Origin of the sequence: Paroceanicella profunda (assembly GCF_005887635.2) — a bacterium.
Lineage (GTDB): Bacteria > Pseudomonadota > Alphaproteobacteria > Rhodobacterales > Rhodobacteraceae > Paroceanicella > Paroceanicella profunda.
In genome coordinates this window covers 3,373,049-3,396,974 of sequence record NZ_CP040818.1, presented here as the reverse complement: position 1 = coordinate 3,396,974, position 23,926 = coordinate 3,373,049, and the positions used below count along the sequence as shown (strand labels likewise).

At 68.5% G+C, this 23,926-nt stretch carries 20 protein-coding genes; 17 read left to right on the top strand and 3 right to left on the bottom strand.

Going from position 1 to position 23,926, the window contains the following annotated elements:
- From nuoH to FDP22_RS15065, 11 genes are read left to right on the top strand one after another with little or no spacing between them, the layout of a single operon-like run.
- Positions 1–1,029 (top strand): NADH-quinone oxidoreductase subunit NuoH, encoded by a 1,029-nt coding sequence (gene nuoH, locus FDP22_RS15115; RefSeq protein WP_138574893.1) that lies wholly within the window; start codon positions 1–3, stop codon positions 1,027–1,029.
- A 7-nt stretch (positions 1,030–1,036) separates the two neighbouring features.
- Complete coding sequence (nuoI, locus tag FDP22_RS15110) at positions 1,037–1,531, top strand: NADH-quinone oxidoreductase subunit NuoI (protein WP_138575417.1); 495 nt, start codon at positions 1,037–1,039, stop codon at positions 1,529–1,531.
- Between the two features lie 7 nt (positions 1,532–1,538).
- Positions 1,539–1,928: a DUF4259 domain-containing protein gene (locus tag FDP22_RS15105; RefSeq protein WP_138574891.1), complete on the top strand. Its 390-nt coding sequence runs from the start codon at positions 1,539–1,541 to the stop codon at positions 1,926–1,928.
- A 19-nt stretch (positions 1,929–1,947) separates the two neighbouring features.
- Positions 1,948–2,568 (top strand): NADH-quinone oxidoreductase subunit J, encoded by a 621-nt coding sequence (locus tag FDP22_RS15100; protein ID WP_138574889.1) that lies wholly within the window; start codon positions 1,948–1,950, stop codon positions 2,566–2,568.
- 4 nt (positions 2,569–2,572) lie between these two features.
- Complete coding sequence (gene nuoK / locus FDP22_RS15095; protein ID WP_138574887.1) at positions 2,573–2,878, top strand: NADH-quinone oxidoreductase subunit NuoK; 306 nt, start codon at positions 2,573–2,575, stop codon at positions 2,876–2,878.
- 6 nt (positions 2,879–2,884) lie between these two features.
- The gene (nuoL, locus tag FDP22_RS15090; protein WP_138574885.1) at positions 2,885–4,864 is read left to right on the top strand and encodes an NADH-quinone oxidoreductase subunit L; all 1,980 of its coding nucleotides are present in this window, start codon (positions 2,885–2,887) and stop codon (positions 4,862–4,864) included.
- A complete protein-coding gene (locus FDP22_RS15085) occupies positions 4,864–6,405 on the top strand; it encodes an NADH-quinone oxidoreductase subunit M (protein ID WP_138574883.1) in 1,542 nt (513 codons plus the stop codon). Before nuoL ends, FDP22_RS15085 begins: the two co-directional genes overlap by 1 nt.
- Positions 6,406–6,421: 16 nt before the next feature.
- Positions 6,422–7,870 (top strand): NADH-quinone oxidoreductase subunit NuoN, encoded by a 1,449-nt coding sequence (nuoN, locus tag FDP22_RS15080; protein ID WP_138574882.1) that lies wholly within the window; start codon positions 6,422–6,424, stop codon positions 7,868–7,870.
- 1 nt (position 7,871) lies between these two features.
- Entirely contained in the window at positions 7,872–8,615 is a 744-nt protein-coding gene (locus FDP22_RS15075) for a biotin--[acetyl-CoA-carboxylase] ligase (RefSeq protein ID WP_138574880.1), read from the top strand.
- 11 nt (positions 8,616–8,626) lie between these two features.
- The gene (locus tag FDP22_RS15070; protein ID WP_138574878.1) at positions 8,627–9,409 is read left to right on the top strand and encodes a type III pantothenate kinase; all 783 of its coding nucleotides are present in this window, start codon (positions 8,627–8,629) and stop codon (positions 9,407–9,409) included.
- Positions 9,406–11,088 carry a ribonuclease J gene (locus FDP22_RS15065; RefSeq protein WP_138574876.1) on the top strand — a complete coding sequence of 561 codons (1,683 nt, stop codon included), beginning with the start codon at positions 9,406–9,408 and terminating at the stop codon, positions 11,086–11,088. Before FDP22_RS15070 ends, FDP22_RS15065 begins: the two co-directional genes overlap by 4 nt.
- Before the next feature lie 3 nt (positions 11,089–11,091).
- Here FDP22_RS15065 and FDP22_RS15060 read toward each other — a convergent pair whose 3' ends face one another.
- Positions 11,092–12,279, bottom strand: coding sequence for a cytochrome P450 (locus tag FDP22_RS15060; RefSeq protein ID WP_138574874.1), 1,188 nt, complete (start codon positions 12,277–12,279; stop codon positions 11,092–11,094).
- A gap of 271 nt (positions 12,280–12,550) precedes the next feature.
- Between FDP22_RS15060 and FDP22_RS15055 the strand changes: the two genes are divergently transcribed.
- The 3 genes from FDP22_RS15055 to FDP22_RS15045 all read left to right on the top strand — a co-directional run bounded on the left by FDP22_RS15055 (position 12,551) and on the right by FDP22_RS15045 (position 18,540).
- Positions 12,551–13,558: an Ldh family oxidoreductase gene (locus FDP22_RS15055; RefSeq protein ID WP_138574872.1), complete on the top strand. Its 1,008-nt coding sequence runs from the start codon at positions 12,551–12,553 to the stop codon at positions 13,556–13,558.
- Positions 13,555–14,538, top strand: a complete 984-nt coding sequence (locus FDP22_RS15050) for an aldose epimerase family protein (protein WP_138574870.1) — start codon at positions 13,555–13,557, stop codon at positions 14,536–14,538. The genes FDP22_RS15055 and FDP22_RS15050 overlap by 4 nt, the downstream gene beginning before the upstream one ends.
- A 336-nt stretch (positions 14,539–14,874) precedes the next feature.
- On the top strand, positions 14,875–18,540 hold the full coding sequence (locus tag FDP22_RS15045; protein ID WP_138574868.1) for a vitamin B12-dependent ribonucleotide reductase: 3,666 nt from the start codon (positions 14,875–14,877) through the stop codon (positions 18,538–18,540).
- A 717-nt stretch (positions 18,541–19,257) separates the two neighbouring features.
- Here the strand turns inward: FDP22_RS15045 and FDP22_RS15040 are convergent.
- Together FDP22_RS15040 and FDP22_RS15035 are read right to left on the bottom strand one after the other, a co-directional pair.
- A complete protein-coding gene (locus tag FDP22_RS15040) occupies positions 19,258–20,463 on the bottom strand; it encodes a UbiH/UbiF family hydroxylase (protein WP_138574866.1) in 1,206 nt (401 codons plus the stop codon).
- 13 nt (positions 20,464–20,476) lie between these two features.
- Positions 20,477–21,133 carry a pyrimidine 5'-nucleotidase gene (locus tag FDP22_RS15035; RefSeq protein WP_138574864.1) on the bottom strand — a complete coding sequence of 219 codons (657 nt, stop codon included), beginning with the start codon at positions 21,131–21,133 and terminating at the stop codon, positions 20,477–20,479.
- A 50-nt stretch (positions 21,134–21,183) separates the two neighbouring features.
- Here FDP22_RS15035 and FDP22_RS15030 point away from each other — a divergent pair, with 50 nt between their 5' ends.
- The 3 genes from FDP22_RS15030 to FDP22_RS15020 all read left to right on the top strand — a co-directional run bounded on the left by FDP22_RS15030 (position 21,184) and on the right by FDP22_RS15020 (position 23,924).
- On the top strand, positions 21,184–22,017 hold the full coding sequence (locus FDP22_RS15030) for a class I SAM-dependent methyltransferase (protein WP_138574862.1): 834 nt from the start codon (positions 21,184–21,186) through the stop codon (positions 22,015–22,017).
- A 90-nt stretch (positions 22,018–22,107) separates the two neighbouring features.
- Entirely contained in the window at positions 22,108–23,178 is a 1,071-nt protein-coding gene (locus tag FDP22_RS15025) for an aromatic ring-hydroxylating dioxygenase subunit alpha (RefSeq protein ID WP_138574860.1), read from the top strand.
- Positions 23,175–23,924 (top strand): GntR family transcriptional regulator, encoded by a 750-nt coding sequence (locus FDP22_RS15020; protein ID WP_138574858.1) that lies wholly within the window; start codon positions 23,175–23,177, stop codon positions 23,922–23,924. Before FDP22_RS15025 ends, FDP22_RS15020 begins: the two co-directional genes overlap by 4 nt.
- Positions 23,925–23,926: the final 2 nt, after the last annotated feature.

Here is a 23,926-nt window from a genome sequence, read left to right as displayed (position 1 = left end):
ATGGACTTCTTCGACACCAATTTCGGGATCTTCCTCATCATCGTCGGCCAGTGCCTGCTGGTGACGGTGCTGCTGCTGGTCTCGCTGGCCTTTCTGCTCGTGCTCGACCGCAAGGTCTGGGGCGCGGTGCAGCTGCGCCGCTCGGTCAACGTGGTGGGCCCGTTCGGCCTGTTCCAGTCCTTCGCCGATTTCATCAAGTTCGCGTTGAAGGAAATCGTGGTGCCCGGCGGCGCGGACAAGGCCGTGTTCTTCCTCGCTCCGCTGATGAGCTTCGTGCTCGCCACCATCGCCTGGGCGGCGATCCCGTTCAGCGCGGGGGAGGACTCGGTCTGGGTGATCGCCAACGTGAACGTCGGCATCCTCTACATCTTCGCCATCTCCTCGCTGGAGGTCTACGGCGTGATCATGGGCGGCTGGGCGTCGAACTCGAAATACCCGTTCCTCGGCGGCCTGCGCTCCGCCGCGCAGATGATCTCCTACGAAGTGTCGATCGGGCTCATCATCGTCGGCGTGCTCATCTCCACCGGTTCGCTGAACCTCACCGACATCGTGATGGCGCAGTCGGGCAGCTACGGGTTCTTCTCCTGGTACTGGCTGCCGCACCTGCCCATGGTGGTGCTGTTCTTCGTCTCGGCCCTGGCCGAGACGAACCGGCCGCCCTTCGACCTCCCGGAAGCGGAATCGGAGCTGGTGGCCGGCTACCAGGTGGAATACTCCTCCACGCCCTACCTGCTGTTCATGGTCGGCGAGTACATGGCCATCGTGCTGATGTGCGCGCTCATCTCGCTGCTGTTCTTCGGCGGCTGGCTGTCGCCCATCCCGGGCCTGCCGGACGGTATCCTGTGGTTCATCCTCAAGATCCTGTTCTTCTTCTTCCTCTTCGCGATGGTGAAGGCCATCGTTCCGCGGTACCGCTACGACCAGTTGATGCGCCTGGGCTGGAAGGTCTTCCTGCCGATGTCGCTGGGCTGGGTCGTGATCGTGGCCGCATTCGCACAATACGGAGTGCCGGGCTATGCCCGGTGGTAAGGAGCCGATGATGGGTTTCCAGTGGAACCGAGCCATCCGTTACTTCCTGCTGGCCGATTTCATCGGCGGGTTCAGGCTCGGCATGAAGTATTTCTTCAAGCCGAAGGTGACGCTCAACTATCCGCACGAGAAGGGGCCGCTCTCGCCGCGGTTCCGTGGCGAGCACGCCCTGCGCCGCTATCCCAACGGCGAGGAACGGTGCATCGCGTGCAAGCTGTGCGAGGCGATCTGTCCCGCGCAGGCGATCACCATCGAGGCGGAACCGCGCGAGGACGGCTCGCGCCGCACCACGCGCTACGACATCGACATGACCAAGTGCATCTACTGCGGCTTCTGCCAGGAAGCCTGCCCGGTGGATGCGATCGTGGAGGGGCCGAACTTCGAGTTCTCCACCGAAACCCGCGAGGAACTGTTCTACAACAAGGACAAGTTGCTGGCGAACGGCGAGCGGTGGGAGGCGGAAATCGCCCGCAACATCGAACTCGACGCGCCCTACAGGTGAGGATGGCATGGGCAGCTGGGCAGCAGACGCATTCGGCAATGATGACGCGATGGACTGGCTCTCGGAGTTCGAGAGCGATCCGGAGGCTGCGGTGATTGCCGCGCTGGACATCGGGGACGGAGTCGTCGAGGTGGATGCCGGCGCTGCCGCGGTTGCCGCGGCGGAGGCGGTTGCCACCGCCTTCGGAAAATCCTCTCCGGAGGTCGATGAGGATGTCATCGCGCGGATCCTGCCTCACGTCGAAGCGGTGCGCGACATTCCGGACGTCCGGGATCTCGCCATCGCCGCGCTGGAGGAGGTCCTCGGAGAGAACAGCGAGCTCGCGGAGCTCTGGAATGAAGCGGATGACCCGGCCTGGGCGGCCGCCGTCGCCGATCTGAGCGACCGGCTAGAATGACCGGATCGGGGAGAGACACATGATATTCACCTTGGCCTTTTATCTCTTCGCCTGCGTCGCGGTGGCGGCGGGGCTTCTGACGGTGACGGCCCGAAACCCGGTCCACTCGGTGCTCTGGCTGATCCTCACCTTCTTCTCCGCGGCCGGCCTGTTCGTGCTAATGGGGGCGGAATTCGTGGCCATGCTCATGCTCATCGTCTACGTGGGCGCGGTGGCGGTGCTGTTCCTCTTCGTGGTCATGATGCTGGACGTGGACTTCGCCGAGCTGAAGTCGGGCATGGTGAGCTACCTGCCGCTGGCGGGGCTGATGGCGGTCATCCTGCTGCTCGAGCTCGGCATGGTCATCGGCATCTCCGGAGACTGGATCCCGGCGGAGGCCTCGCCGTCGCTGCGCGCCGCCGTGGCGCCGATGCCTGAGGATGTCACCAACACCGCCGCCCTGGGGCAGCTGATCTACACGCGCTACGTCTACCTCTTCCAGGCAGCAGGGCTGATCCTGCTGACGGCGATGATCGGCGCCATCGTGCTGACGCTGCGCCACAGGGTCGGGGTGAAACGCCAGAATGTCCTCGAGCAGATGTACCGCGATCCCAACACCGCGGTCGAACTGATGGACGTCAAGCCAAGGCAGGGGATCTGACCACATGATCGGTATCGAACATTATCTCACCGTGGCTGCGCTGCTGTTCGTGATCGGGATCTTCGGGATCTTCCTGAATCGCAAGAACATCATCGTCATCCTGATGTCGCTCGAACTGATGCTGCTTTCGGTGAACATCAACCTCGTGGCCTTCTCCACCCATCTGGGCGATCTGGTGGGCCAGGTCTTCACGCTCTTCGTGCTTACGGTGGCTGCCGCCGAAGCGGCGATCGGTCTCGCGATCCTCGTCTGCTTCTTCCGCAACCGCGGCACGATTGCCGTGGAAGACGTCAATATGATGAAGGGCTGAAGGGTCATGGTTGATATCATCCTGTTCGCACCGCTGCTCGGCGCGATCGTCGCCGGCTTCGGCTGGCGCATCACCGGCGAGAAGGTGTCGATGCACCTCACCACGGGCCTTCTGTTCCTGTGCGCGATCCTCAGCTGGGTGGTGTTCTTCACCACGCCCGAGCATACCGAGTCGCACGTGATCTTCCGCTGGATCGAGACCGGCACGCTCACCGCCGACTGGGCGGTACGCATTGACCGGCTCACCACCGTGATGCTGGTGGTGGTCACCACCGTCTCCGCCCTGGTGCACCTCTACTCCGTCGGCTACATGGACAAGGATCCGCAGTGGAAGGAAGGCGAGGTCTACAAGCCGCGCTTCTTCGCCTACCTCTCGCTGTTCACCTTTGCGATGCTGATGCTGGTGACGGCCGACAACCTCGCCCAGATGTTCTTCGGCTGGGAGGGCGTGGGCGTTGCCTCCTACCTGCTGATCGGCTTCTACTACCGCAAGCCCTCTGCCGGCGCCGCGGCCATGAAGGCCTTCATCATCAACCGCGTGGGTGATTTCGGCTTCCTCCTGGGCATTCTGGCGCTTTATTTCGTCACCGATTCCATCCAGTTCGACGAAATCTTCGACCAGGTGCCCGAGATGGCCACCCAGACGATGACCTTCCTGAGCTGGCAGGTCTCGACGGTGGAAATCATCGGCTTCCTGCTCTTCATCGGCGCGATGGGCAAATCCGCCCAGCTCCTGCTGCACACCTGGCTGCCGGACGCGATGGAGGGCCCGACCCCGGTCTCCGCCCTCATCCACGCCGCGACCATGGTGACCGCCGGGGTGTTCCTCGTCTGCCGCATGTCGCCGCTGTATGAATACGCGCCGGTGGCCACGGGTTTCATCACGGTTCTGGGAGGGCTCACGGCCTTCTTCGCGGCCACCGTGGGGCTCGTGCAGAACGACATCAAGCGCGTCATCGCCTATTCCACCTGTTCGCAGCTCGGCTACATGTTCGCCGCCGCGGGCGTGGGCGTGTATCAGGCCGCGATGTTCCACCTCTTCACCCATGCGTTCTTCAAGGCGCTCCTGTTCCTCTGCGCGGGCTCGGTGATCCACGCCATGCACCACGAACAGGATCTGAGGGCCTACGGCGGCCTGCGCAAGAAGATCCCGGTCACCTTCTGGTGCATGATGATCGGCACGCTTGCCATCACTGGCGTGGGCCTGCCGCTCGTCTCGCTCGGCGTGCCGATCGGCTTTGCCGGCTTCGTGTCCAAGGACGCGATCATCGAGAGCACCCTCGCGGCGGGCACGGCCACGGGCGATTTCGCCTTCGTGCTGCTGGTCGTGGCGGCGCTGTTCACCAGCTTCTACTCCTGGCGCCTGGTGTTCATGACCTTCTACGGTGCCCCGCGCGGGGACCATCACACCCATGAGCACGCCCATGAAAGCCCGAAGGTGATGCTGCTTCCGCTGCTCGTCCTGGCGGTGGGGGCGGTGGCTGCCGGCATGATCTGGTACGGCGGATTCATCGGCCATCACTGGGAGGAGTTCTGGGGGGAGGCGATCTTCCAGGGCGCGGAGAACGAAGTGTTGCACCACAGCCACGACGTCCCGGTCTGGGCCAAGCTGGCACCGTTCCTCGCCATGCTGATCGGCCTGGTCACGGCCTGGGCCTTCTACATCCGCAGCCCCGACCTGCCGGGGCGGCTGGCGAAGGCCCATCCGGGCATCCACCAGTTCCTGCTGAACAAGTGGTACTTCGATGAGCTCTACGACCTCATCTTCATCCAGCCGGCGCGCTGGCTGGGCCGCTTCCTGTGGAAGGCCGGCGACCGGTCGACCATCGATGGCGGCATCAACGGCGTGGCGATGATCTTCCTGCCCATGCTCAGTCGCATCGCCGGTCGGGCGCAGTCCGGCTACGTGTTCCACTACGCCTTCGCGATGATCATCGGCCTGATCCTGATCATCACCTGGTTTGCCGTCTCCGGAGGAGCGCACTGATGGGCAGTCTTCCCATTCTCTCCATCGTCACCTTCCTGCCGCTCATCGGCGCGGCGGTGCTCCTGCTGCTGCTGCGCGGGGATGATGCGATGGCGGTGCGCAACGCCAAATGGCTCGCCTTGCTCACCAGCCTTGCCACCTTCGTGCTGTCCCTCGCCGTGCTCTTCGGTTTCGACAGTTCCGACACCGGCTTCCAGTTCGTCGAGGAGGCGGACTGGCTGGGCCCGCTGAAGTACCAGATGGGCGTCGACGGCATTTCGGTGCTGTTCGTGATGCTCACCACCTTCCTGATGCCGATGGTCATCGCCTGCTCCTGGCATGTCGAGAAGCGGGTGAAGGAATACATGATCGCCTTCCTCGTGCTCGAGGCGCTCATGGTGGGGGTGTTCTGCGCGCTCGACATCGTCCTGTTCTACCTGTTCTTCGAGGCGAGCCTGATCCCGATGTTCCTGATCATCGGCATCTGGGGCGGCAAGGAGCGGGTCTATGCCTCGTTCAAGTATTTCCTGTACACGCTGTTCGGCTCGGTGCTGATGCTGATCGCCATCGCGGCGATGTATGCCGATGCCGGCACCACCGACATCCGGCTGCTGCTCCAGCACGAGTTCTCGCATGAGGCGATCGATCTCTGGGGCTGGCATGTCGTGGGCGGGGTGCAGCTGCTGATGTGGTGGGGCTTCTTCGTGAGCTTCGCGGTCAAGATGCCGATGTTCCCGGTGCACACCTGGCTGGCGGATGCCCACGTCCAGGCGCCCACGGCCGGCTCGGTCGTGCTGGCCGCCATCCTGCTGAAGGTCGGCGGCTACGGGTTCCTGCGCTTCTGCCTGCCGATGTTCCCGGTGGCCTCGGCCATGATGCAGGATTTCGTGTTCCTGCTCTCGGTCATCGCCATCGTCTATGCCTCGCTGGTCGCGATGGTGCAGGACGACATGAAGAAGCTGATCGCCTATTCCTCCGTGGCCCACATGGGTTTCGTGACCCTGGGCATCTTCGCGGGCAACCAGCAGGGGATCGACGGCTCGCTGTTCCTGATGCTCAGCCACGGCTTCATCTCCGGCGGCCTGTTCCTGTGTGTCGGCGTGCTCTACGACCGGATGCACACCCGCGACATCGACGCCTATGGCGGCCTGGTGATCCGGATGCCGGTCTATGCCTTCACCTTCATGCTGTTCACGCTGGGCAATGCCGGTCTGCCGGGCACGTCGGGGTTCGTGGGCGAATTCCTCACCCTGGTCGGCGCCTTCCAGGCCAACACCTGGGCGGCCTTCGGCGCCGCCTCGGGCGTGGTGCTCTCCGCCTGCTACACCCTGTGGCTCTACCGCCGGGTGATGTTCGGTGACCTCATCAAGCAGAGCCTCAGCCAGATCCAGGACATGTCGATGCGCGAGAAGGCGATCTTCGCGCCGCTGATCATCGCGACCCTCGTGCTCGGGGTCTATCCCAGCCTGGTGATCGACATCTTCGGTCCCTCGGTGACGGCCCTGCTGCACACATACGATACGGCACTGGCGCAGGCTGCAACGCAGCTCGCCAGCCACTGAGCCCGGAGAGACACTCATGATTGGTACCGACATCCAGGTCATCCTCCCCGAGCTCGCCCTGGCGATCTACGCCATCGCGGCCCTGATGTGGGGCGTCTTCCGCTCCAAGGACGGCGAAACCAGCCTGCTGATCTGGGCCACCGCCGGCGTGATGGCGCTGATCGCGCTCTGGATCGGCTTCTCCGCCCCGGGCAAGGAGGTCGCCTTCCACGGCGGCTTCGTGAATGACGGCTTCGCCCGCTTCTCCAAGGTCACCCTGCTGCTGGGCGGCGCCGCCGTCCTGGGCATGTCGAGCGACTATTTCCGCCGCCGCGACCTGCTGCGGTTCGAATTTCCGGTGCTCGTCGCGCTCTCGACCGTGGGCATGATGATGATGGTCTCCGCCGGAGACCTGATCGCGCTCTACATGGGGCTGGAACTGTCTTCGCTGGCGCTCTACGTCATCGCGGCCATCCGCCGCGACAGCCTGCGGTCCACGGAAGCGGGCCTGAAATACTTCGTGCTCGGCGCGCTCTCCTCGGGTCTGCTGCTGTACGGCGCCAGCCTCGTCTACGGCTACTCCGGTGCGACCGAGTTCACCTCCATCGCCTCGGTGGTCGATGCGGAGGGGCTGGGCCTCGGCCTCCTGTTCGGCATCGTGTTCATGTGCTGCGGCATGGCCTTCAAGATCTCCGCCGCGCCGTTCCACATGTGGACGCCGGACGTCTACGAGGGCGCGCCCACTCCGGTCACCGCCTTCCTCGCCACGGCGCCGAAGGTCGCCGCGGCGGCGATGTTCGCGCGGCTGCTCTTCGCCGCCTTCGGCGACGCGGTGGCCGACTGGCAGCAGATCCTCGCCTTCCTCGCGGTGGTCTCGATGCTGCTCGGCGCGGTTGCGGCCCTCACCCAGACCAACATCAAGCGCCTGATGGCCTATTCCTCGATCTCACACATGGGCTACGCGCTCGTCGGGCTTTCCGCGGGCACCCAGAGCGGCGTCGAAGCGCTGCTGATCTACCTCGCCATCTACGTGACGACGAATGTCGGCGTCTTCGCCTTCATCCTCAACATGGAGCGGGATGGGGTTCCCGTCACCGACCTGCGCAGCCTGTCGGGCTATGCCCGACTGGAGCCGGGCCGGGCCATGGCGCTGATGCTGCTGATGTTCTCGCTGGCAGGCATCCCGCCGATGGTGGGCTTCTTCGGCAAGTGGTACGTCTTCGTGGCCGCGGTCGATGCCGGGCTGGCCTGGCTCGCGGTGATCGGGGCGATCTCCTCGGTGATCGGCGCCTTCTACTACCTGCGCATCGTCTACCTGATGTACTTCGGCGCGGATGACACGCGGCTCAGCGGCTCCATCCCCTTCAGCCACGCGGTCTTCCTCGGGCTGAGCGCCGGGGCGATGACGGTCGGCTGGCTGCCGGTGATCAACCTCTTCGGCGTCGAAACCCTTGCCACCGCCGCGGCGGCCACGTTGCTCAACTGACGTGACCGTCTGGCCCGAAGGCGTCCGGAGGATCCTGCTCGACGAGGTGGACAGCACCAACTCCGAGGCGCAGCGCATGGCCGCCGGCGGAGAGCGGGGTCCGGCCTGGATCTGCGCCCGCCGGCAAACGGCAGGGCGCGGCCGCCGGGGCAGGGGCTGGCAGGCGCCGGAGGGAAACTTTTCCGCCAGCCTGCTGATGGAGCCGCAGGGCACGCCGGCGGAAGCCGCCCTGCGCTCCTTCACCGCCGCGCTCGCCCTGCGTGAGGCGTTCGAGGCGGTCACGGGCCGTCCGGCGCTGTTCAGCCTGAAATGGCCGAACGATGTTCTGATGTCCGGCCGCAAGATTGCGGGGATCCTGCTGGAACGCAGCGGCACGGCGGGGCCGCTGATCGTCGGGATCGGGGTGAACCTGCGCCATGCGCCGCCCGCCGCCAGCCTGGACCTCGGCGCGCTGCCGCCGGTGGCACTGGCCGATTGCGGCGTGCAGGTGACGGCGGAGGCGTTCCTCGCCCCCCTCGCCACCGCCTTCGCCCGGCGCGAGGCCCTGTTCCTGGCCGAGGGCTTCGCCCCCTTGCGCGCAGAATGGCTGGGTTTTGCCGCCCGGCTGGGTGAGACGGTGACCGCCCGCCTGCCGGGCCGCAGCCTCACCGGCATTTTCGAGACAGTGGACGCCGCGGGCGCGCTTGTTCTAAACACGGGCACCGCCCGGCATGAGATCACGGCCGCAGACATCCAGTTCAGCTGAAGGAGCGTCCGATGCTTCTCGCCATTGACGTTGGCAACACGAACACGCTTTTCGCCGTGCATGACGGTCAGGATTTCGTCGCCCAGTGGCGCTGCGCGACCCAGCCGCAGCGCACGGCGGACGAATATTTCGTCTGGCTCGACGCCCTGATGACCCATTCGGGCGTGACTGCGAAGGCGATCACAGACGTGGTCGTCTCCTCCGTGGTTCCGCGGGTTCTGTTCAATCTGCGGGTGCTGGCGCAGCGCTATTTTGACAGCCGTGCCCTGGTGGTCGGGCGCGACGATTGCGAGCTCGGTATCCCGGTGCGCGTGGACCCCGGCACCCAGGTGGGCGCGGACAGGCTGGTCAACAGCGTGGGCGCCTTCCGGCTCTATGGCGGGGAACTGATCGTGGTGGATTTCGGAACGGCGACCACCTTCGACGTGGTGGGCGCGGACGGGGCCTACGAGGGCGGGGTGATCGCGCCGGGGGTGAACCTCAGCCTAGAGGCGCTGCACATGGCCGCCGCCGCGCTGCCGCATATCGACGTCACCCGGCCGGCGCAGGTGGTGGGGCAGAACACCGTCGCCTGCATGCAGTCGGGCATCTTCTGGGGCTATGTCGGCCTCGTCGAGGGCATCTGCCAGCGGATCGCCGAGGAACGCGGCAAGCGCATGCAGGTGATCGGCACCGGCGGGCTCTCGACACTTTTCGCTCAGGGCACTAAAGCCCTCGATATCATCGACACGGATCTGACCATTCACGGGCTCGTGCACATCAACGAAACCAACCGAGGCAGAAACCACGCATGAGCACCTCCGCAGAACTGGTCTTCCTCCCGCTTGGCGGGGCCGGCGAGATCGGCATGAACATGTATCTCTACGGGGTCGGACCCGAGCGCGACCGCCAGTGGATCATGGTCGACTGCGGCGTGACCTTCGGCGACATGGAAACCACGCCGGGTGTCGACCTCATCATGGCCGACCCGAATTTCATCGCCGCCCAGTCGGACCGGCTGCACGGCCTGTTCCTCACCCACGCGCATGAGGACCATGTCGGCGCGCTCGGCCGGCTGTGGCCCGAGCTGGACTGCCCGGTCTACGCGCGCCGCTTCACCGCCCGCATCGCCGAGGGCAAGATGTCGGAAGCCGGGCTGGACACGTCGGTCATCAAGGTGTGCCCGGCGATGCCGAAGATGATCCAGGCCGGGCCGTTCAAGGTCGGCTTCATGCCGATCTCCCATTCGATCCCGGAGGCCTCCGCGCTGGTGATCGAGGCCGGCGGCCACCGCATCGTGCACAGCGGCGACTTCAAGGTGGACCGTGACCCGCAGGTGGGCGAGCCCTTCGACCCCGCGGCCTTCGAGGCGCTCGGCCGCAAGGGCGTGGACGCCCTGGTCTGCGACAGCACCAACGTGTTCAGCCCGAACCCCGGCCGCTCCGAGGCGGAGATCGTGGCGCCCATCGCCGAGCTGGTGAAGGGCGCGAAGGGGCTGGTGATCGCCACCACCTTCGCCTCCAACATCGCCCGGCTGCGCACGCTGGCCGCCGCCGCGAAGGGGGCGGGCCGCTCCGTGGCGCTGCAGGGCCGCGCCATGCAACGCATGCTCGCCGCCGCGCGCGAGACCGGCGTGCTGAAGGATTTCCCCGAGATCCTGAGCGAGGAGCGCATGCTCGACACGCCGGCCCAGCACCTGATGGTGCTGGCCTCCGGCAGCCAGGGCGAGCGGCGCGCCGCAGTGGCGCAGATCGCCAACGGCTCCTCGCCCCGGGTGCGGGCCGAGCCGGGCGACATGGTTCTGTTCTCCTCCAAGACCATTCCGGGCAACGAGAAATCCGTGGCCCGCATCGTGAACCGCTTCTCCGAGCAAGGCGCGCAAGTGGTCGATGACAGCGGCGGGCTCTACCACGTCTCCGGCCATGCGAACCGGCCGGACCTGCAGCAGCTGCACCGCCTGGTGAAGCCGAAGCTTCTGGTGCCGATGCATGGCGAGCACCGCCATCTCGTGGAGCATGCCGCCCTCGCCGCGGAGAGCGACATTCCCAGCCTCGTGGTCACCAACGGCTCGGTGGCGCGTCTTGCCGGCGGTCCGGTGGCGATCGTGGGGTCGGCGGAAACCGGGCGGCTCTATCTCGACGGCAGCCTGCTGATCGGCGCCTTCGACGGCGTGGTGCGGGACCGGCTGAAGCTGGCGCTGCGCGGGCTGGTGATCGCGGCGGTCGTGGTCGACCAGGACGGTGACCTGGCCGCCGATCCGGTGGTGCGCATCCAGGGCGTCGCCAATGATCTCGACGAGGCCGTCGGCACGCTCAGCGCCGCGATGGAGGACGCCATCGACGCGGCCTTCGACCGTGCCAACGGCAAGCAGCTGCGCAACAACGATGCGATCGAGACGCTGGTGACCAGCACCTGTTCGCAGCTTGTACGCCGGCTCACCGGGCGCAAGCCGGTGGTGACGGTGATGGTCTCGCGCGTGGAGGTGGACGGCTGACCGTCAGGCGGTGATCTCCAGCCGCTCCAGCCGGCGGAAGTGGAACGCGTCCGCGTAGCGCGGCGGGCGCGCCAGCCGCAGGCCGGGCAGGCGGCGGAACAGGTCGGGCAGGGCCACCTGCATCTCCAGCCGGGCCAGCGGCGCGCCCACGCAGAAATGCAGCCCGGCGCCGAAGCTCAGGTGCCCCGCGCCGCCGAGGCCGGGGTCGAACCGCCCCGGGTCACGCCGGAAGGCGGGGTCATGGTTCGCCGCGCCCAGCAGCAGGCCGACCACCTCGCCCGGTGCGAACCGGTGGCCGGCAATCTCCACCGGCTCCAGCGCGTAGCGGGTGAACATGTGCAGCGGCGGGTCGAATCGCAGGATCTCCTCGACCGTGGCCTCCGTGGCCGCGGCATTTGCGAAGAAGCGCTCCGCCGGGCGCCCGCTTTCCAGCACCGCCTTCACCCCGTTGCCGAGCGCGTGCACCGTGGCCTCGTGCCCGGCGTTGAGCAGCAGGATGCAGGTGGCGATCAGCTCATCCGTGCTCAGCCGGTCGCCATTCTCCTCCGCCGCGATGAGATGGGTGATGAGGTCTTCCCGCGGCTGCCGGCGCCGGGCCTCGACATGGGCGCGCAGATAGGCCGAGAATTCGGCCGCGGCCCGGGCGGCGGCCTCCTCCACCGCCCGGTCGCGCCGGGCCTGGTAGATCGCCACCATGTCATGCGACCAGGCCAGAAGCTGGCCCGCCATTTCCTCGGGCACGCCGAGAAGCCGGGCGATCACGATCACCGGAATCCTCTCCGCCCAATGCGGCAGGAGATCGGTCTCCGCCCCCGAGAACCCGTCGATCAGCCGGGCTGAGAGCGCGGCAATCTCCGCCGCCATGCCCGCCACGCGCCGTGAGACGAAGGCCCGTGTCACCAGCCCGCGCAGCCGGGTGTGCACGGGGGGCTCGCGCTCCAGCATGGAGTGATCCTCCACGGCATAGAAGGGTGCGAGATGCTCCGGCGGCGGCGGCAGCAGGCCGGCAGGGGCCTCGCGGCCGAAGCGCCGGTCGCGCAGCAGGGCGGAGACGGTGGCATGGTCGGCGCTGCAGGCATGGCCGTAGTCGTGCCAGAACACCAGCGGCCCGCCGGCGCGGGCGCGGTCATAGGCCGCCCAGGGCGACTGGATGAAGTCAGCGTCGCGCGGCGACTGGTGAAACGGGGTCATCGGGCCTCCGGAAACTGCCGGCTGCAGTGGTAGTGGAGGGCGGTTGCGGCGTCCAGAGCGGTGGGCCTTAACCTTCGGCTAACCGGGCGGGCGCAAGGTGACAGCGGTGTTTGCGTGTGGCCGGTTCGTGTCCGCCCCGCGGGTCGGAGCGCCGGCAGGCCGGGTTCGGGTCCTGTCGGCGTGCTCCGCCCGGTGGGGCTGGTGGAAAGGGCTCGCGCCGGTTCGGCGCGGGCGGTAAAGGCAGGGATCCCGCAGTTACGGAGCCTTGCTCATGTCCGATATTGTCCTGTCCCTTGCCGAGGCCGAGTCTTTGGCGAATGCGGCGCTCGTCGCGTCGCGTACGCTGCCGGAAAATGCGGCGCCCGTGGCGCGCGCCCTCGTTCGGGCGGAGGCGGACGGGCAGCATGGCCACGGGCTGTCGCGCATCCCCTCCTACACCGCGCAGAGCCGCAGCGGGAAGGTGGATGGCGCCGCGGTGCCGCGGGTGGAGGACATCCGGCCCGGGGCATTCCGGGTCGACGCCGGGCATGGCTTTGCCTATCCGGCGCTGGACCTCGCGCTGCCGGAACTGGTGCGGCGCGCGGGCACGCAGGGCATTGCCTGTGCCACGCTGGTGCATTCGCACCACTTCGGCGTGGCCGGGCTGGTCTGCGAGCAGATCGCGGAGGCCGGTTGTGTCGGCTTCATCTACGGCAACGCGCCGAAGGCCATGGCGCCCTGGGGGGCGAAGACGCCGGTGCTCGGCACGAATCCGATCGCCTTCGCGGCACCGGTGGCAGGGGCGCCGGCGCTGGTGATCGACCTTGCCACCTCGCAGGTGGCGCGGGGCAAGATCCTCGCGGCGCGCGAAAGCGGCACGGCCATTCCCCAAGGCTGGGCGCTGGACCGTGACGGCGCGCCGACCACCGATCCTGTGGAGGCCCTCGCCGGCACGGTTGCCCCGATGGGCGGCGCGAAGGGCGCTGCGCTGGCGCTGATGGTCGAGGTGATGGCGGCCTGTGTCGCGGGGGCGGCCCTTGCCTCGGAGGCCAGTTCGCTCTTTGATGGCGCGGGCGCGCCGCCCGACCTGGGACAGGTGCTCATCGCCCTGGATGCGCAGGCGCTGTCGGGCGGGCTGTTCGCCAGCCGCATGCAGGCCCTGCTGGCCGCATTCGCGGCCGCCGAGGGCGCCCGGCTGCCCGGCAGCCGCAGGCTGGAGGCGCGCGCCCGTTCGGCGCGGGAGGGGTTGGCCCTGCCGCGCACCCTGGTGGACAGGATCAAGGAGATCGCCGCGACATGATTGAGCTGCATGATTTCGACCGTTTCGACGGCAGGACCGTCCGCGAGGCGGTGCTCGAGGATGGGCCGACCCGCATCTCGCTGCTCGACTACGGCTGTGTCCTGCGGGACTGGCGGCTGGACGGGGTGCCGATGGTGCTGGGGTTCGAATCGATCGGGGATCACCGGCAGTACGGCGCTTCCTTCGGCATCATCGCCGGGCGGGTGGCAAACCGCATCGCCCGTGGGCGTTTCACCCTGGAGGGCCAGGATTACCAGCTCGCGATCAACAACGGCCCGAACCACCTGCACGGCGGGCTCAGCGGGCTGGGCCGGCGGATCTGGTCGCTGGAGCCGGACAGCGCCAACCGCGCGCTGCGCTTCTCATACCGCTCTCCGGACGGGGAGGATGGCTATCCCGGCACCGTGGATTTCGAAGTGATCGTAAGCCTTTCCGGGAAGAAGCTCACCTACCGGATGCGCGCGATGCCGGACCGGCTGACGCCGATCAACCTTGCCCAGCACGCCTATTACACGCTGGGAGAGCCCGATGTGCGCGGGCATGACCTGCGGCTGGACGCGGAGGCCTACACGCCGGTGGACGACACGCTGATCCCCACCGGCGAGATCGCGCCCGTTGCCGGCACGCGCTTCGACTTCCGGCAGGCGCGGCGCATCGCGGACGCGGACCCGGAGGCCTCCGGCCACGACCACAATTTCGTGCTGCGCCCGGACCGGGACCGGGCCGCGCCGGCGGCCGAGCTGCGGTTCGGCGCGCGGCACCTGCGGTTGTGGACCGATCAGCCCGGCATCCAGCTTTACACCGCGCCGCACATGGACGTGCCGGTTCCCGGGCTGGACGGGCGGCGGTATGGCGCTTTCGCCGGGCTGTGCCTGGAGGCCCAGCACTTCCCGGACAGCCTGAACCAGCCCGGCTTCCCGTCGATTCTCCATGATCCGGAGCATCCCTACGAGCAGGTTCTCGAAGTCGAGATCGCCTGATTTTGCGGGGCCCGCGCCGCCCGGACGGTGCAGGCGCGGGCCCCGCACTGGTCCGGCCATGCCGCCGGAGAACGTTCCCCCACAGATGGTGTGCCTGAGAAGGTCAACAACAATCCGTTGTGGATATCTCAGATTTTATGATTGACCGACTCGGGCGGCCACCTGCAGTTTGTGTGCCATACGGGACGTTCCCCCTACATCTGGGGGCAACACCAATAACGCGGGTATCCCCAGCCTGCTTCATACCAATGCTGTCCCGGGTGTGTGCCCGGACACCCTCCGCGGCACCGGTCGCGGGGCCAGGATGGAACTGTCTGTAGAACGGAAACGAGTGTCATGAAGATCGCGCGCAGGTTCACCACATCCGGAAACTCCGCCTATGAGGCGATCGCCTTTCGCGAGGCGGTGTCTGAGATCCGGAATCCTGACGGCTCGGTGGTCTTCCAGCTCAAGGGCATCGAGGTGCCGGCGGATTGGAGCCAGGTGGCCTCCGACGTGCTCGCCCAGAAGTATTTCCGCAAGGCCGGGGTGCCCGCGCGCCTGAAGAAGCTGCGCGAGAAGGGTGTGCCGGAGTTCCTGTGGCGCTCGGTGCCCGACGAGGCGGCGCTGGCCAAACTGCCCGAGGACGCGCGCTTCGGCGGCGAGACCTCCGCCCGGCAGGTGTTCGACCGACTTGCGGGCGCCTGGGCCTACTGGGGCTGGAAGGGCGGCTATTTCTCCGCCGAGGCGGACGCCCGCGCCTATTTCGACGAGATGCGCTTCATGCTCGCCGCCCAGATGGGCGCGCCGAACTCGCCGCAATGGTTCAACACCGGCCTGCACTGGGCCTACGGCATCGACGGCCCCGGGCAGGGGCACTTCTACGTCGACCACAAGACCGGCAAGCTTACCGCCTCCACCTCTGCCTACGAGCACCCGCAGCCGCATGCCTGCTTCATCCAGTCCGTGCGCGACGACCTGGTGAACGAGGGCGGCATCATGGACCTCTGGGTGCGGGAGGCGCGGCTGTTCAAGTACGGCTCGGGCACCGGCACCAACTTCTCCACCGTGCGCGCCGAGAACGAGCGGCTGGGCGGCGGCGGCAAGTCCTCCGGGCTGATGTCCTTCCTCAAGATCGGCGACCGCGCGGCCGGGGCGATCAAGTCCGGCGGCACCACGCGGCGCGCGGCCAAGATGGTGATCTGCGACATGGATCACCCGGACATCGAGCAGTTCATCACCTGGAAGGTGAAGGAGGAGCAGAAGGTGGCCAGCCTCGTCGCCGGCTCCAAGCTGCACGAGGAGAAGCTCAACGAGATCTTCGCCGCCATCCGCGCCTGGGACGGCGCGGAGGAGGACGCCTTCGACCCGAAGGCGAACCCGGGGCTGAAGGCCGCCATCCGCTCGGCCAAGAAGGTAAAGATCCCCGAGACCTACGTGAACCGGGTGCTGCAGTACGCCCGGCAGGGCTATGCCTCCATCGAGTTCCCCACCTATGACACGGACTGGGATTCGGAGGCCTATCTCACCGTCTCGGGCCAGAACTCCAACAACTCCGTGCGCGTGACCGATGCCTTCCTCGACGCGGTGCGCGACGACGCGGACTGGGAGCTGATCCGCCGCACCGACGGCACGGTGGCCCGCACGGTGAAGGCGCGCGACCTCTGGGAGCAGATCGGCCACGCCGCCTGGGCCTGCGCCGACCCCGGCGTGCAGTTCCACGACACGATCAACGACTGGCACACCTGCCCGGCGGACGGGCCGATCCGGGCCTCCAACCCGTGCTCGGAATACATGTTCCTGGACGACACGGCCTGCAACCTCGCCTCCATGAACCTGCTCACCTTCCTGCGCGAGGGCGTGTTCGACGTGGACGCCTACGAACATGCCTCGCGGCTCTGGACGGTGACGCTGGAAATCTCGGTGCTGATGGCGCAGTTCCCCTCGAAGGAGATCGCGGAGCTGAGCTACAGGTTCCGCACCCTGGGCCTCGGCTATGCCAACATCGGCGGGCTGCTGATGAACATGGGGCTGGGCTATGACAGCGACGGCGGCCGCGCGCTCTGCGCCGCCCTCACCGCCATCATGACCGGCACCGCCTATGCCACCTCGGCCGAGATGGCCTCGGAGCTGGGCGCCTTCGCCGGCCACGCGCCGAACGCCGCGAACATGCTGCGGGTGATCCGCAACCACCGCCGCGCCGCCTGGAGCGAGGCCGAGGGCTACGAGGGGCTGAACACGCCGCCCGTGCCGCTCGACGAGGTGAACTGCCCCGACCAGGAACTGGTCACCCGCGCCCGCGCCGCCTGGGACCGCGCGCTGGAGCTGGGCCAGGCGCATGGCTTCCGCAATGCCCAGACCACCGTGATCGCCCCCACCGGCACCATCGGCCTGGTGATGGATTGCGACACCACCGGCATCGAGCCGGATTTCGCCCTGGTGAAGTTCAAGAAGCTCGCCGGCGGCGGTTATTTCAAGATCATCAACCAGTCCGTTCCCGCGGCACTGGAGGTGCTGGGCTATGACGCCGGGCAGATCGAGGCGATCATCGACCATGCCGTGGGGCATGGCACGCTCGACGGGGCGCCCGGCATCGGCCTCGACGCGCTGGTCGCCCGTGGCTTCGGCCCGGCGCAGATCGACGCGGTGGAAGGGGCGCTGGCCTCGGCCTTCGACATCCGCTTCGTGTTCAACCAGTGGACGCTGGGCGCGGAGTTCTGCCGCGACGTGCTGGGCTGCAGCGCGGCGGAGCTCGCGAATCCGGCGCTGGACCTGCTGAAGGCCATGGGGTTCACCCGTGCCGAGATCGACGCGGCGAACGACTATGTGTGCGGGTCGATGACCCTCGAGGGCGCGCCGGGGCTGCGCGAGGAGCATCTTCCGGTGTTCGACTGCGCCAATCCCTGCGGCAAGACCGGCAAGCGCTTCCTCTCGGTGGAGAGCCACATCACCATGATGGCGGCGGCGCAGAGCTTCATTTCCGGCGCCATCTCCAAGACCATCAACATGCCCAATGATGCGAGCATCGAGGATTGCCTCTCGGCCTACGAGCTCTCCTGGTCGCTGGGCGTGAAGGCGAATGCGCTCTACCGCGACGGCTCAAAGCTGAGCCAGCCGCTGGCCGCCCAGCTCATCGAGGACGACGAGGAACTGGAGGAGGTGCTGGCCACAGCCCCGGCCCAGCAGCGCGCCGCGGTGCTGGCGGAGAAGATCATCGAGAAGGTGATCGTGAAGGAGATCGTGCGCTCGCACCGCGAGAAGCTGCCCGAGCGGCGCAAGGGCTACACCCAGAAGGCCATCGTGGGCGGCCACAAGGTCTACCTGCGCACCGGCGAGTACAAGGACGGCGCGCTCGGCGAGATCTTCATCGACATGCACAAGGAAGGCGCCGGCTTCCGGGCTATGATGAACAACTTCGCCATCGCGGTGTCCGTGGGGCTGCAGTACGGCGTGCCGCTGGAGGAGTTCGTGGAGGCCTTCACCTTCACCCGCTTCGAGCCGGCGGGCATGGTGCAGGGCAACGACTCGATCAAGAACGCGACCTCGATCCTGGACTACATCTTCCGGGAGCTGGCGGTGTCCTACCTGGACCGCACGGACCTTGCGCATGTCCAGCCGGCGGGCGCGAGCTTCGACGAACTGGGCGGCGGGCATGACGAGGGCAAGCCGGCGCTGCCGCGGGGCGACAACATCCGCCCCGTGAGCGAGGAGGTGCAGACCTCGGCCATCGAGATGATCAAGCAGGTCTCCTCCACCGGTTATCTGCGCAAGCGGCTGCCCCAGGAGCTGGTGGTGCTGCAGGGCGGCTTCGGCCAGGCCCGGGCGGTGGAGACGGTGGGTGTCTCCGCGGCGGTGGGCCAGGTGGTGGCCGACGCGGGGCTGGCGGTGCTCGACCGCCGCGCCCAGGCCCGGATGCAGGGCTACGAGGGCGACAGCTGCGGCGAATGCGGCAACTTCACCCTGGTGCGCAACGGCACCTGCATGAAGTGCAACACCTGCGGCGCCACGAGCGGCTGTAGCTGAGACATGACCCCGGCAGGCCCCGGCGCGGGCCCCCGGAGACGACGGCAATACAGGCGGCAGGCGACCCAACGAGCAGCAGAAGGTCAGAACCTGACGAAGACAGACTGGGGAGCGGCCCGACCGCTCCCCTTTTTCCTTGCGCGGCTGCAGGCCTGAGCGCCGGGGCCGGCCCACCCCTCCTGCAGCAAGCCCCTCGCGCAGTACCGCGTGCGCCCTGGCGCACCGGAGCCGCAGAAGGTGAGGCATATCGCGAGGGCTGCGCCTGCTCCGACACGAACCCGCTTGCGAGGCGGGCCCGCCACAAGGCGCTGCCAGACTCTCGGGAGGGCCCGGAGCATTGCCCGGTGAGTGACGGGGGCGTGGCGAGGGGGCGCGGCGCGCGCGAACCAATGGAGGCTTCGACGGACGGACCGCGCGTCGGGAAGACGAGATCCCCCTCCCGGCTCACCCGGCCAGGTCAGGGCAGTCGCAACCCGGGCCGGGACAGGTCACGGGCAACCGCGACGCAAACATCCTGCTCCGCGGAGGCAGGTCGTCCTTGCCCGGAGGTTCGCCGTTCCGCCACCGACGGGGTGTATCGTCCCGACGCGGTCGCAGGCGGGGCAGAGGGCGCGTCGCACCAGGGAGGCCCTGACGGGCGGGGGGACGGGCCTCGGGGGCATTGAGCCCCCTTCGGCCCGTGGCTGCGCCGCCCGGCCCCCGCGGCGGCGCGCCGGATCAGCGCAGGCCGAGCCCGGCGCGCATCGCGAGGCGGCGCAGCGGCGGGGTTGCGTGCAGCAGGGAGAGGCCGGTGCGCCGCAAGTCGCGCAGGCCGGGGGTGGTGAACCGCGCGGCGCGGTTCAGCGCGTCGATCCCGGCAAGGCGGGCGGCACAATCGGGCCAGCGGGCGGCGTGGTAGCGCGCCAGCAGGGCGGCGGAGCCGATATCCTGGCCGGCCTCCCGCGCGGCGCGGACGAGATCGAGCAGGCACTGGATGTCCTTGAGGCTGAGGTTCAACCCCTGCGCGCCGATGGGCGGGACGACATGCGCGGCCTCGGCCACCAGCGCGGTGCGCGGGCCGTCCATCCGGCGGGCGAGCTGGGCGATGATCGGCCAGAGGGCGGTGCCGCTTTCCAGTGTGAGCCGGCCGAGCACGCCGCAGGACCGCCGGTCGATCTCGGCCTCCAGCTCGGGCCGGGGCAGGGCCTGCAGGCGCGTGGCCTCCGGGCCCTCCTCCATCCACACCACGGCGGAGCGGTGCCGGCCCTCCGCGCCCGGCAGCGGCACCAGCGTGAAGGGGCCGCCGGTGCGGTGAACCTCGATGGAGACATCGTCATGCGGGGCGTCGTGCGACACGGCGAAGACCAGCGCCTTCTGCCCGTAGCTGTGCCGGTGCGCGGGGATGCCGACCGCCTCGCGCAGCGCGCTGTCGCGCCCGTCGGCGCCGATCACCAGCCGGGCGCGCACCATGCGGCCATCGGTGAGGCGCACCAGCGCATGGTCCAGCCGGGGGGTGATGCGGGCGAAGCCGGTGCGCTCCAGCCGTGCATCAGGCAGCGCGGCGAGATGCGCCTCCATCTCCCGGCGCAGGAGCCAGTTGGGGAAGTTCCAGCCGAAGGGCTGGTCGCCCAGTTCCGCCGCGTCGAAATCCGCCCGGGTGCGCACCACCGGCGCCGGGCCGCCGGCGTCGACCAGGCGCATGGTGCGCAGCGGGGCGGCATGCGGGGCGAGACGGGGCCAGAGGCCGGCGGCCTCCAGCGTGGCGCGGGCGGGCTGCAGGAACGCGGTGGAGCGCAGGTCGGCCCCGGGGGCGGCACTGTCGGTGACCGGCGGCGCGGGGTCCACGCAAAGCGCGCTCAGCCCCGCGGAGGCGAAGGCGCAACTGGCCGTCAGCCCGGCGATGCCGCCGCCGACCACGAGGATGTCCGTCTCGATCCGCTCCATGCTGTGGTCCTTCTCAGGCCTCGGCCGCGCTGGGGAGGGCGGCGAGGAAACCGGCGAGATCGTCGGTGTGGAAATCGATGAAGCCCGCATCATGCGGCGCCCCCACCAGCACGGTGCACATGCCCAACGCCTTCGGCGCCTCGAGGTTGCGCGGGTCATCCTCGAACATCGCGCCCCGGGCGGGGTCGATCCCGGCGGCGGCGAACACGCGCTCGAAGGCCACGCGCTCGGGCTTGGGGCGGAACTCCGCGTCCTCGATGCCGTAGAGCCCGTGGAACAGCCCCTCCAGCCCCAGCGCCGCGGTCACCCGTTCCGCGTGCCGGCGCGAGCCGTTGGTGTAGACGATGCGCGTGCCGGGCAGGGCGGACAGCGCCGCGGCCAGGCCCGGGTTCGGCGCGATGCCGGAAAGGTCGATGTCATGCACCTCGGCGAGGTAGGGCAGCGGGTCGATCCCGTGGTCCTCCATCAGCCCGGCCAGCGTGGTGCCGTGGTTGCGCCACCAGGTGTCGCGCATGTGGTCGGCTTCCTCGGCGCTCAGGCCGATCTCGCGCATGACATAGGTCGTCATCAGCTTCTCGATCTGGTCGAACAGCCGGGCGGCGGGCGGGTAGAGCGTGTTGTCCAGGTCGAAGACCCAGGCGTCGACGCGATGGAATTCCGTGTGTGTCATGTGCAAGGCTTAGCCCCGGTACAGGCAAAGGTAAATCGGGGAGGTGTCGCATGTCGACGGGTGAGGACTGGCGCGGCCGGGTGGGCCGGGAATGGGCGGCGCAGGCCGCGGCGCTGGAGGGGATGCTGGCCGAGCCGGGGGCCGCGGCGCTGGCGGCCTTCGCGGCCCGGCCGGGGGAGCGGGTGCTGGACCTCGGCTGCGGCGCCGGGCGCTCCAGCCTCGCGCTGGCCCGGGCGGGGGCGGAGGTGACCGGGGTGGACATCTCGCCCGACCTGCTCGCGGCGGCGCGCGCGGCGGCGACGCAAGAACCCGGCCTCGCCCTGCGCTTCATCGAGGCGGATGCGGCGACGGCCCGCTTCGAGGCCCCCTTCGACGGGCTGTTCTCCCGCTTCGGGGCGATGTTCTTCGATGATCCCGCCGCCGCCTGGCGCGCGCTGCACGGCGCGATGGCCCCCGGCGCGCGGCTCACCGTGGTGTGCTGGCGGGCCGGCAGGGAGAATGCCTGGGCGCGGCTGCCGGTGCAGGTCGCGACCGCGGTGCTGGGCGCCGAGGACGCGGCCCCCTCCGCGCCCGGCGCGCCGGGCCCCTTCGGCTGGGCGGAGCCCGCCTATTTCACCCCCCTGCTGGAAGGAGCGGGCTGGCGCGATGTGGCGTGGCGCCCGGTGGACACCACGGCGCGGCTGTCGCTGGGCGAGGGCACACCGGTGGCCCGGGCGCTCGGCTTCCTGCGCCGCATCGGCCCGCTGGCCCGCCGCCTGCGCGAGAGTTCCGATGCCGAGCGCGCGGCGGTGGAGGCCGCGCTCGCCGAGCGCTTCGCGCCCCTGGTGGCGGAGGACGTGGTGGCGCTGCCGGCGGCGGTGTGGATCGTGACCGCCCGGGCCTGAGGGCCCGGCCTGCGACCACGACGGGCTTGACCGGTGACGGGGTTTGCGTAACCTGTATACAGAATGAATACAGAAAAACGGAGGAACCCCATGCAAAGGTCGGAATCCGACTTCACACAGGCGTCGCCCACCTTCCCGCGCAATGCCTGGTATGCGGCGGCCTGGGACCACGAGGTCACCCGCGCTCCGCTGTCGCGCAAAATCGCCAACAATCCCATAGTGATGTACCGCAAGCAGGATGGCAGCGCCGTGGCGTTGGCCGATGCCTGCTGGCACCGGCTGGTGCCGCTCTCCGGCGGGCATCTGGAGGGGGACACCATCGTCTGCCCCTACCACGGGCTGAAGTACAATGATTCGGGACGGTGTGTATACATGCCCTCCCAGGAGACCATCAACCCCTCCGCCTGCGTGCGCAGCTACCCGCTGGTGGAACGCCACCGCTTCGTCTGGCTCTGGACCGGCGACCCCGCGCTGGCGGACCCGGCCCTGGTGCCGGACCTGCACTGGATGGACCATCCGGACTGGGAAGGCGACGGCAAGCTGATCCGCGTGGAATGCGACTACCGGCTCATCGTCGACAACCTGATGGACCTCACCCACGAGACCTACGTGCATGGCAGTTCCATCGGCAATTCCGCCGTGGCCGAGGCGCCCTTCACCGTGACCCATTCCGGCAAGACCGCCACGGTGACCCGCTGGATGGAGAACATCGACCCGCCGCCGTTCTGGCGCGCGCAGCTGGGCAAGCCGGGCAACGTGGACCGCTGGCAGATCATCAATTTCGAGGCGCCCTGCACCATCGCGATCGACGTAGGCGTGGCGCTGGCCGGCACCGGTGCGCTGCAGGGCGACCGCAGCGCGGGCGTGAACGGCTTCGTGCTCAACACCATCACGCCCGAGACCGACACCACCTGCCACTACTTCTGGGGTTTCTCGCGCAACTTCGACCTCGGGAACCAGCGCCGCACCCATGAGCTGCGCGAGGGTGTCGCGAAGATCTTCGGCGAAGATTACATCATCCTGGAGGCCCAGCAGCGCGCCATCGCGGAAAACCCCGACCACGTGTTCTACAACCTCAACATCGACGGCGGCGCGATGTGGGCCCGGCGCATCATCGACCGCATGGTGGCGGACGAGAACCGGGCCATGGCCGCCGAATGAGCGGGGCGCGCCCCGCCGGCGCCCGCCCGGCCGAGAGCCAGACCGTCTCCGCGCTGCTGGGCATCCGCCAGCTCATCCTGGACCGGGAACTGGCGCCGGGGGACCGGGTGTCCGAGCTGGTGATGGTCGAGCGGCTCGGCGTCTCGCGCACCCCGGTGCGCGCGGCGCTGATCCGGCTGGAGCACGAGGGGCTGCTCACCGCGCTCAGCGGTGGCGGCTTCGAGGTGCGCGGCTTCTCCTGGCAGGAGATGGTCGACGCCATCGAGCTGCGCGGCGTGCTGGAGGGCACCGCCGCGCGCTTCGCCGCCGAGCGTGGCGTGGAGCCGGCCCGCATCCGCGAGCTGGAGGATACGCTCGACGCGCTCGACACCGTGCTGGCGGCAGACCCGCTGGACATGCAGGCCTACATCGCCCTCAACCGCGCCTTCCATGAGGCGGTGCTGGCCTGCGCGCGCTCCTCGGTGTTGCGCGAGCAGCTGGAGCGGGTGGTGGCGCTGCCTTTCGCCGGGCCCTCCGCCTTCGTGGACACCCATGGCACCAGCGCCGAGGCGAAGCATTCGCTGGTCATCGCCCAGTCCCAGCACCGGGCGGTGCTGGAGGCGATCGCCCTGCGCCAGGGCATGCGGGCGGAGATGCTGATGCGCGAGCATGCGCGCATCGCCCGCCGGAACCTGGAAATCATCACCCGGTCCGGCGTGCCGGAAGGCGCCGTGCCCGGGCTGCACCTCATAAGAAACAGGGAGTGAAA

Coding starts and splice junctions, on each gene's coding strand:
- FDP22_RS15045 (WP_138574868.1), top strand. CDS start 14,875: ATGAAGATCGCGCGCAGGTTCACCACATCCGGAAACTCCGCCTATGAG.
- FDP22_RS15030 (WP_138574862.1), top strand. CDS start 21,184: ATGTCGACGGGTGAGGACTGGCGCGGCCGGGTGGGCCGGGAATGGGCG.
- nuoI (WP_138575417.1), top strand. CDS start 1,037: ATGATGGGTTTCCAGTGGAACCGAGCCATCCGTTACTTCCTGCTGGCC.
- FDP22_RS15065 (WP_138574876.1), top strand. CDS start 9,406: ATGAGCACCTCCGCAGAACTGGTCTTCCTCCCGCTTGGCGGGGCCGGC.
- nuoL (WP_138574885.1), top strand. CDS start 2,885: ATGGTTGATATCATCCTGTTCGCACCGCTGCTCGGCGCGATCGTCGCC.
- FDP22_RS15055 (WP_138574872.1), top strand. CDS start 12,551: ATGTCCGATATTGTCCTGTCCCTTGCCGAGGCCGAGTCTTTGGCGAAT.
- FDP22_RS15070 (WP_138574878.1), top strand. CDS start 8,627: ATGCTTCTCGCCATTGACGTTGGCAACACGAACACGCTTTTCGCCGTG.
- FDP22_RS15105 (WP_138574891.1), top strand. CDS start 1,539: ATGGGCAGCTGGGCAGCAGACGCATTCGGCAATGATGACGCGATGGAC.
- FDP22_RS15040 (WP_138574866.1), bottom strand. CDS start 20,463: ATGGAGCGGATCGAGACGGACATCCTCGTGGTCGGCGGCGGCATCGCC.
- FDP22_RS15020 (WP_138574858.1), top strand. CDS start 23,175: ATGAGCGGGGCGCGCCCCGCCGGCGCCCGCCCGGCCGAGAGCCAGACC.
- FDP22_RS15060 (WP_138574874.1), bottom strand. CDS start 12,279: ATGACCCCGTTTCACCAGTCGCCGCGCGACGCTGACTTCATCCAGTCG.
- FDP22_RS15025 (WP_138574860.1), top strand. CDS start 22,108: ATGCAAAGGTCGGAATCCGACTTCACACAGGCGTCGCCCACCTTCCCG.
- nuoK (WP_138574887.1), top strand. CDS start 2,573: ATGATCGGTATCGAACATTATCTCACCGTGGCTGCGCTGCTGTTCGTG.
- nuoN (WP_138574882.1), top strand. CDS start 6,422: ATGATTGGTACCGACATCCAGGTCATCCTCCCCGAGCTCGCCCTGGCG.
- FDP22_RS15050 (WP_138574870.1), top strand. CDS start 13,555: ATGATTGAGCTGCATGATTTCGACCGTTTCGACGGCAGGACCGTCCGC.
- nuoH (WP_138574893.1), top strand. CDS start 1: ATGGACTTCTTCGACACCAATTTCGGGATCTTCCTCATCATCGTCGGC.
- FDP22_RS15035 (WP_138574864.1), bottom strand. CDS start 21,133: ATGACACACACGGAATTCCATCGCGTCGACGCCTGGGTCTTCGACCTG.
- FDP22_RS15085 (WP_138574883.1), top strand. CDS start 4,864: ATGGGCAGTCTTCCCATTCTCTCCATCGTCACCTTCCTGCCGCTCATC.
- FDP22_RS15100 (WP_138574889.1), top strand. CDS start 1,948: ATGATATTCACCTTGGCCTTTTATCTCTTCGCCTGCGTCGCGGTGGCG.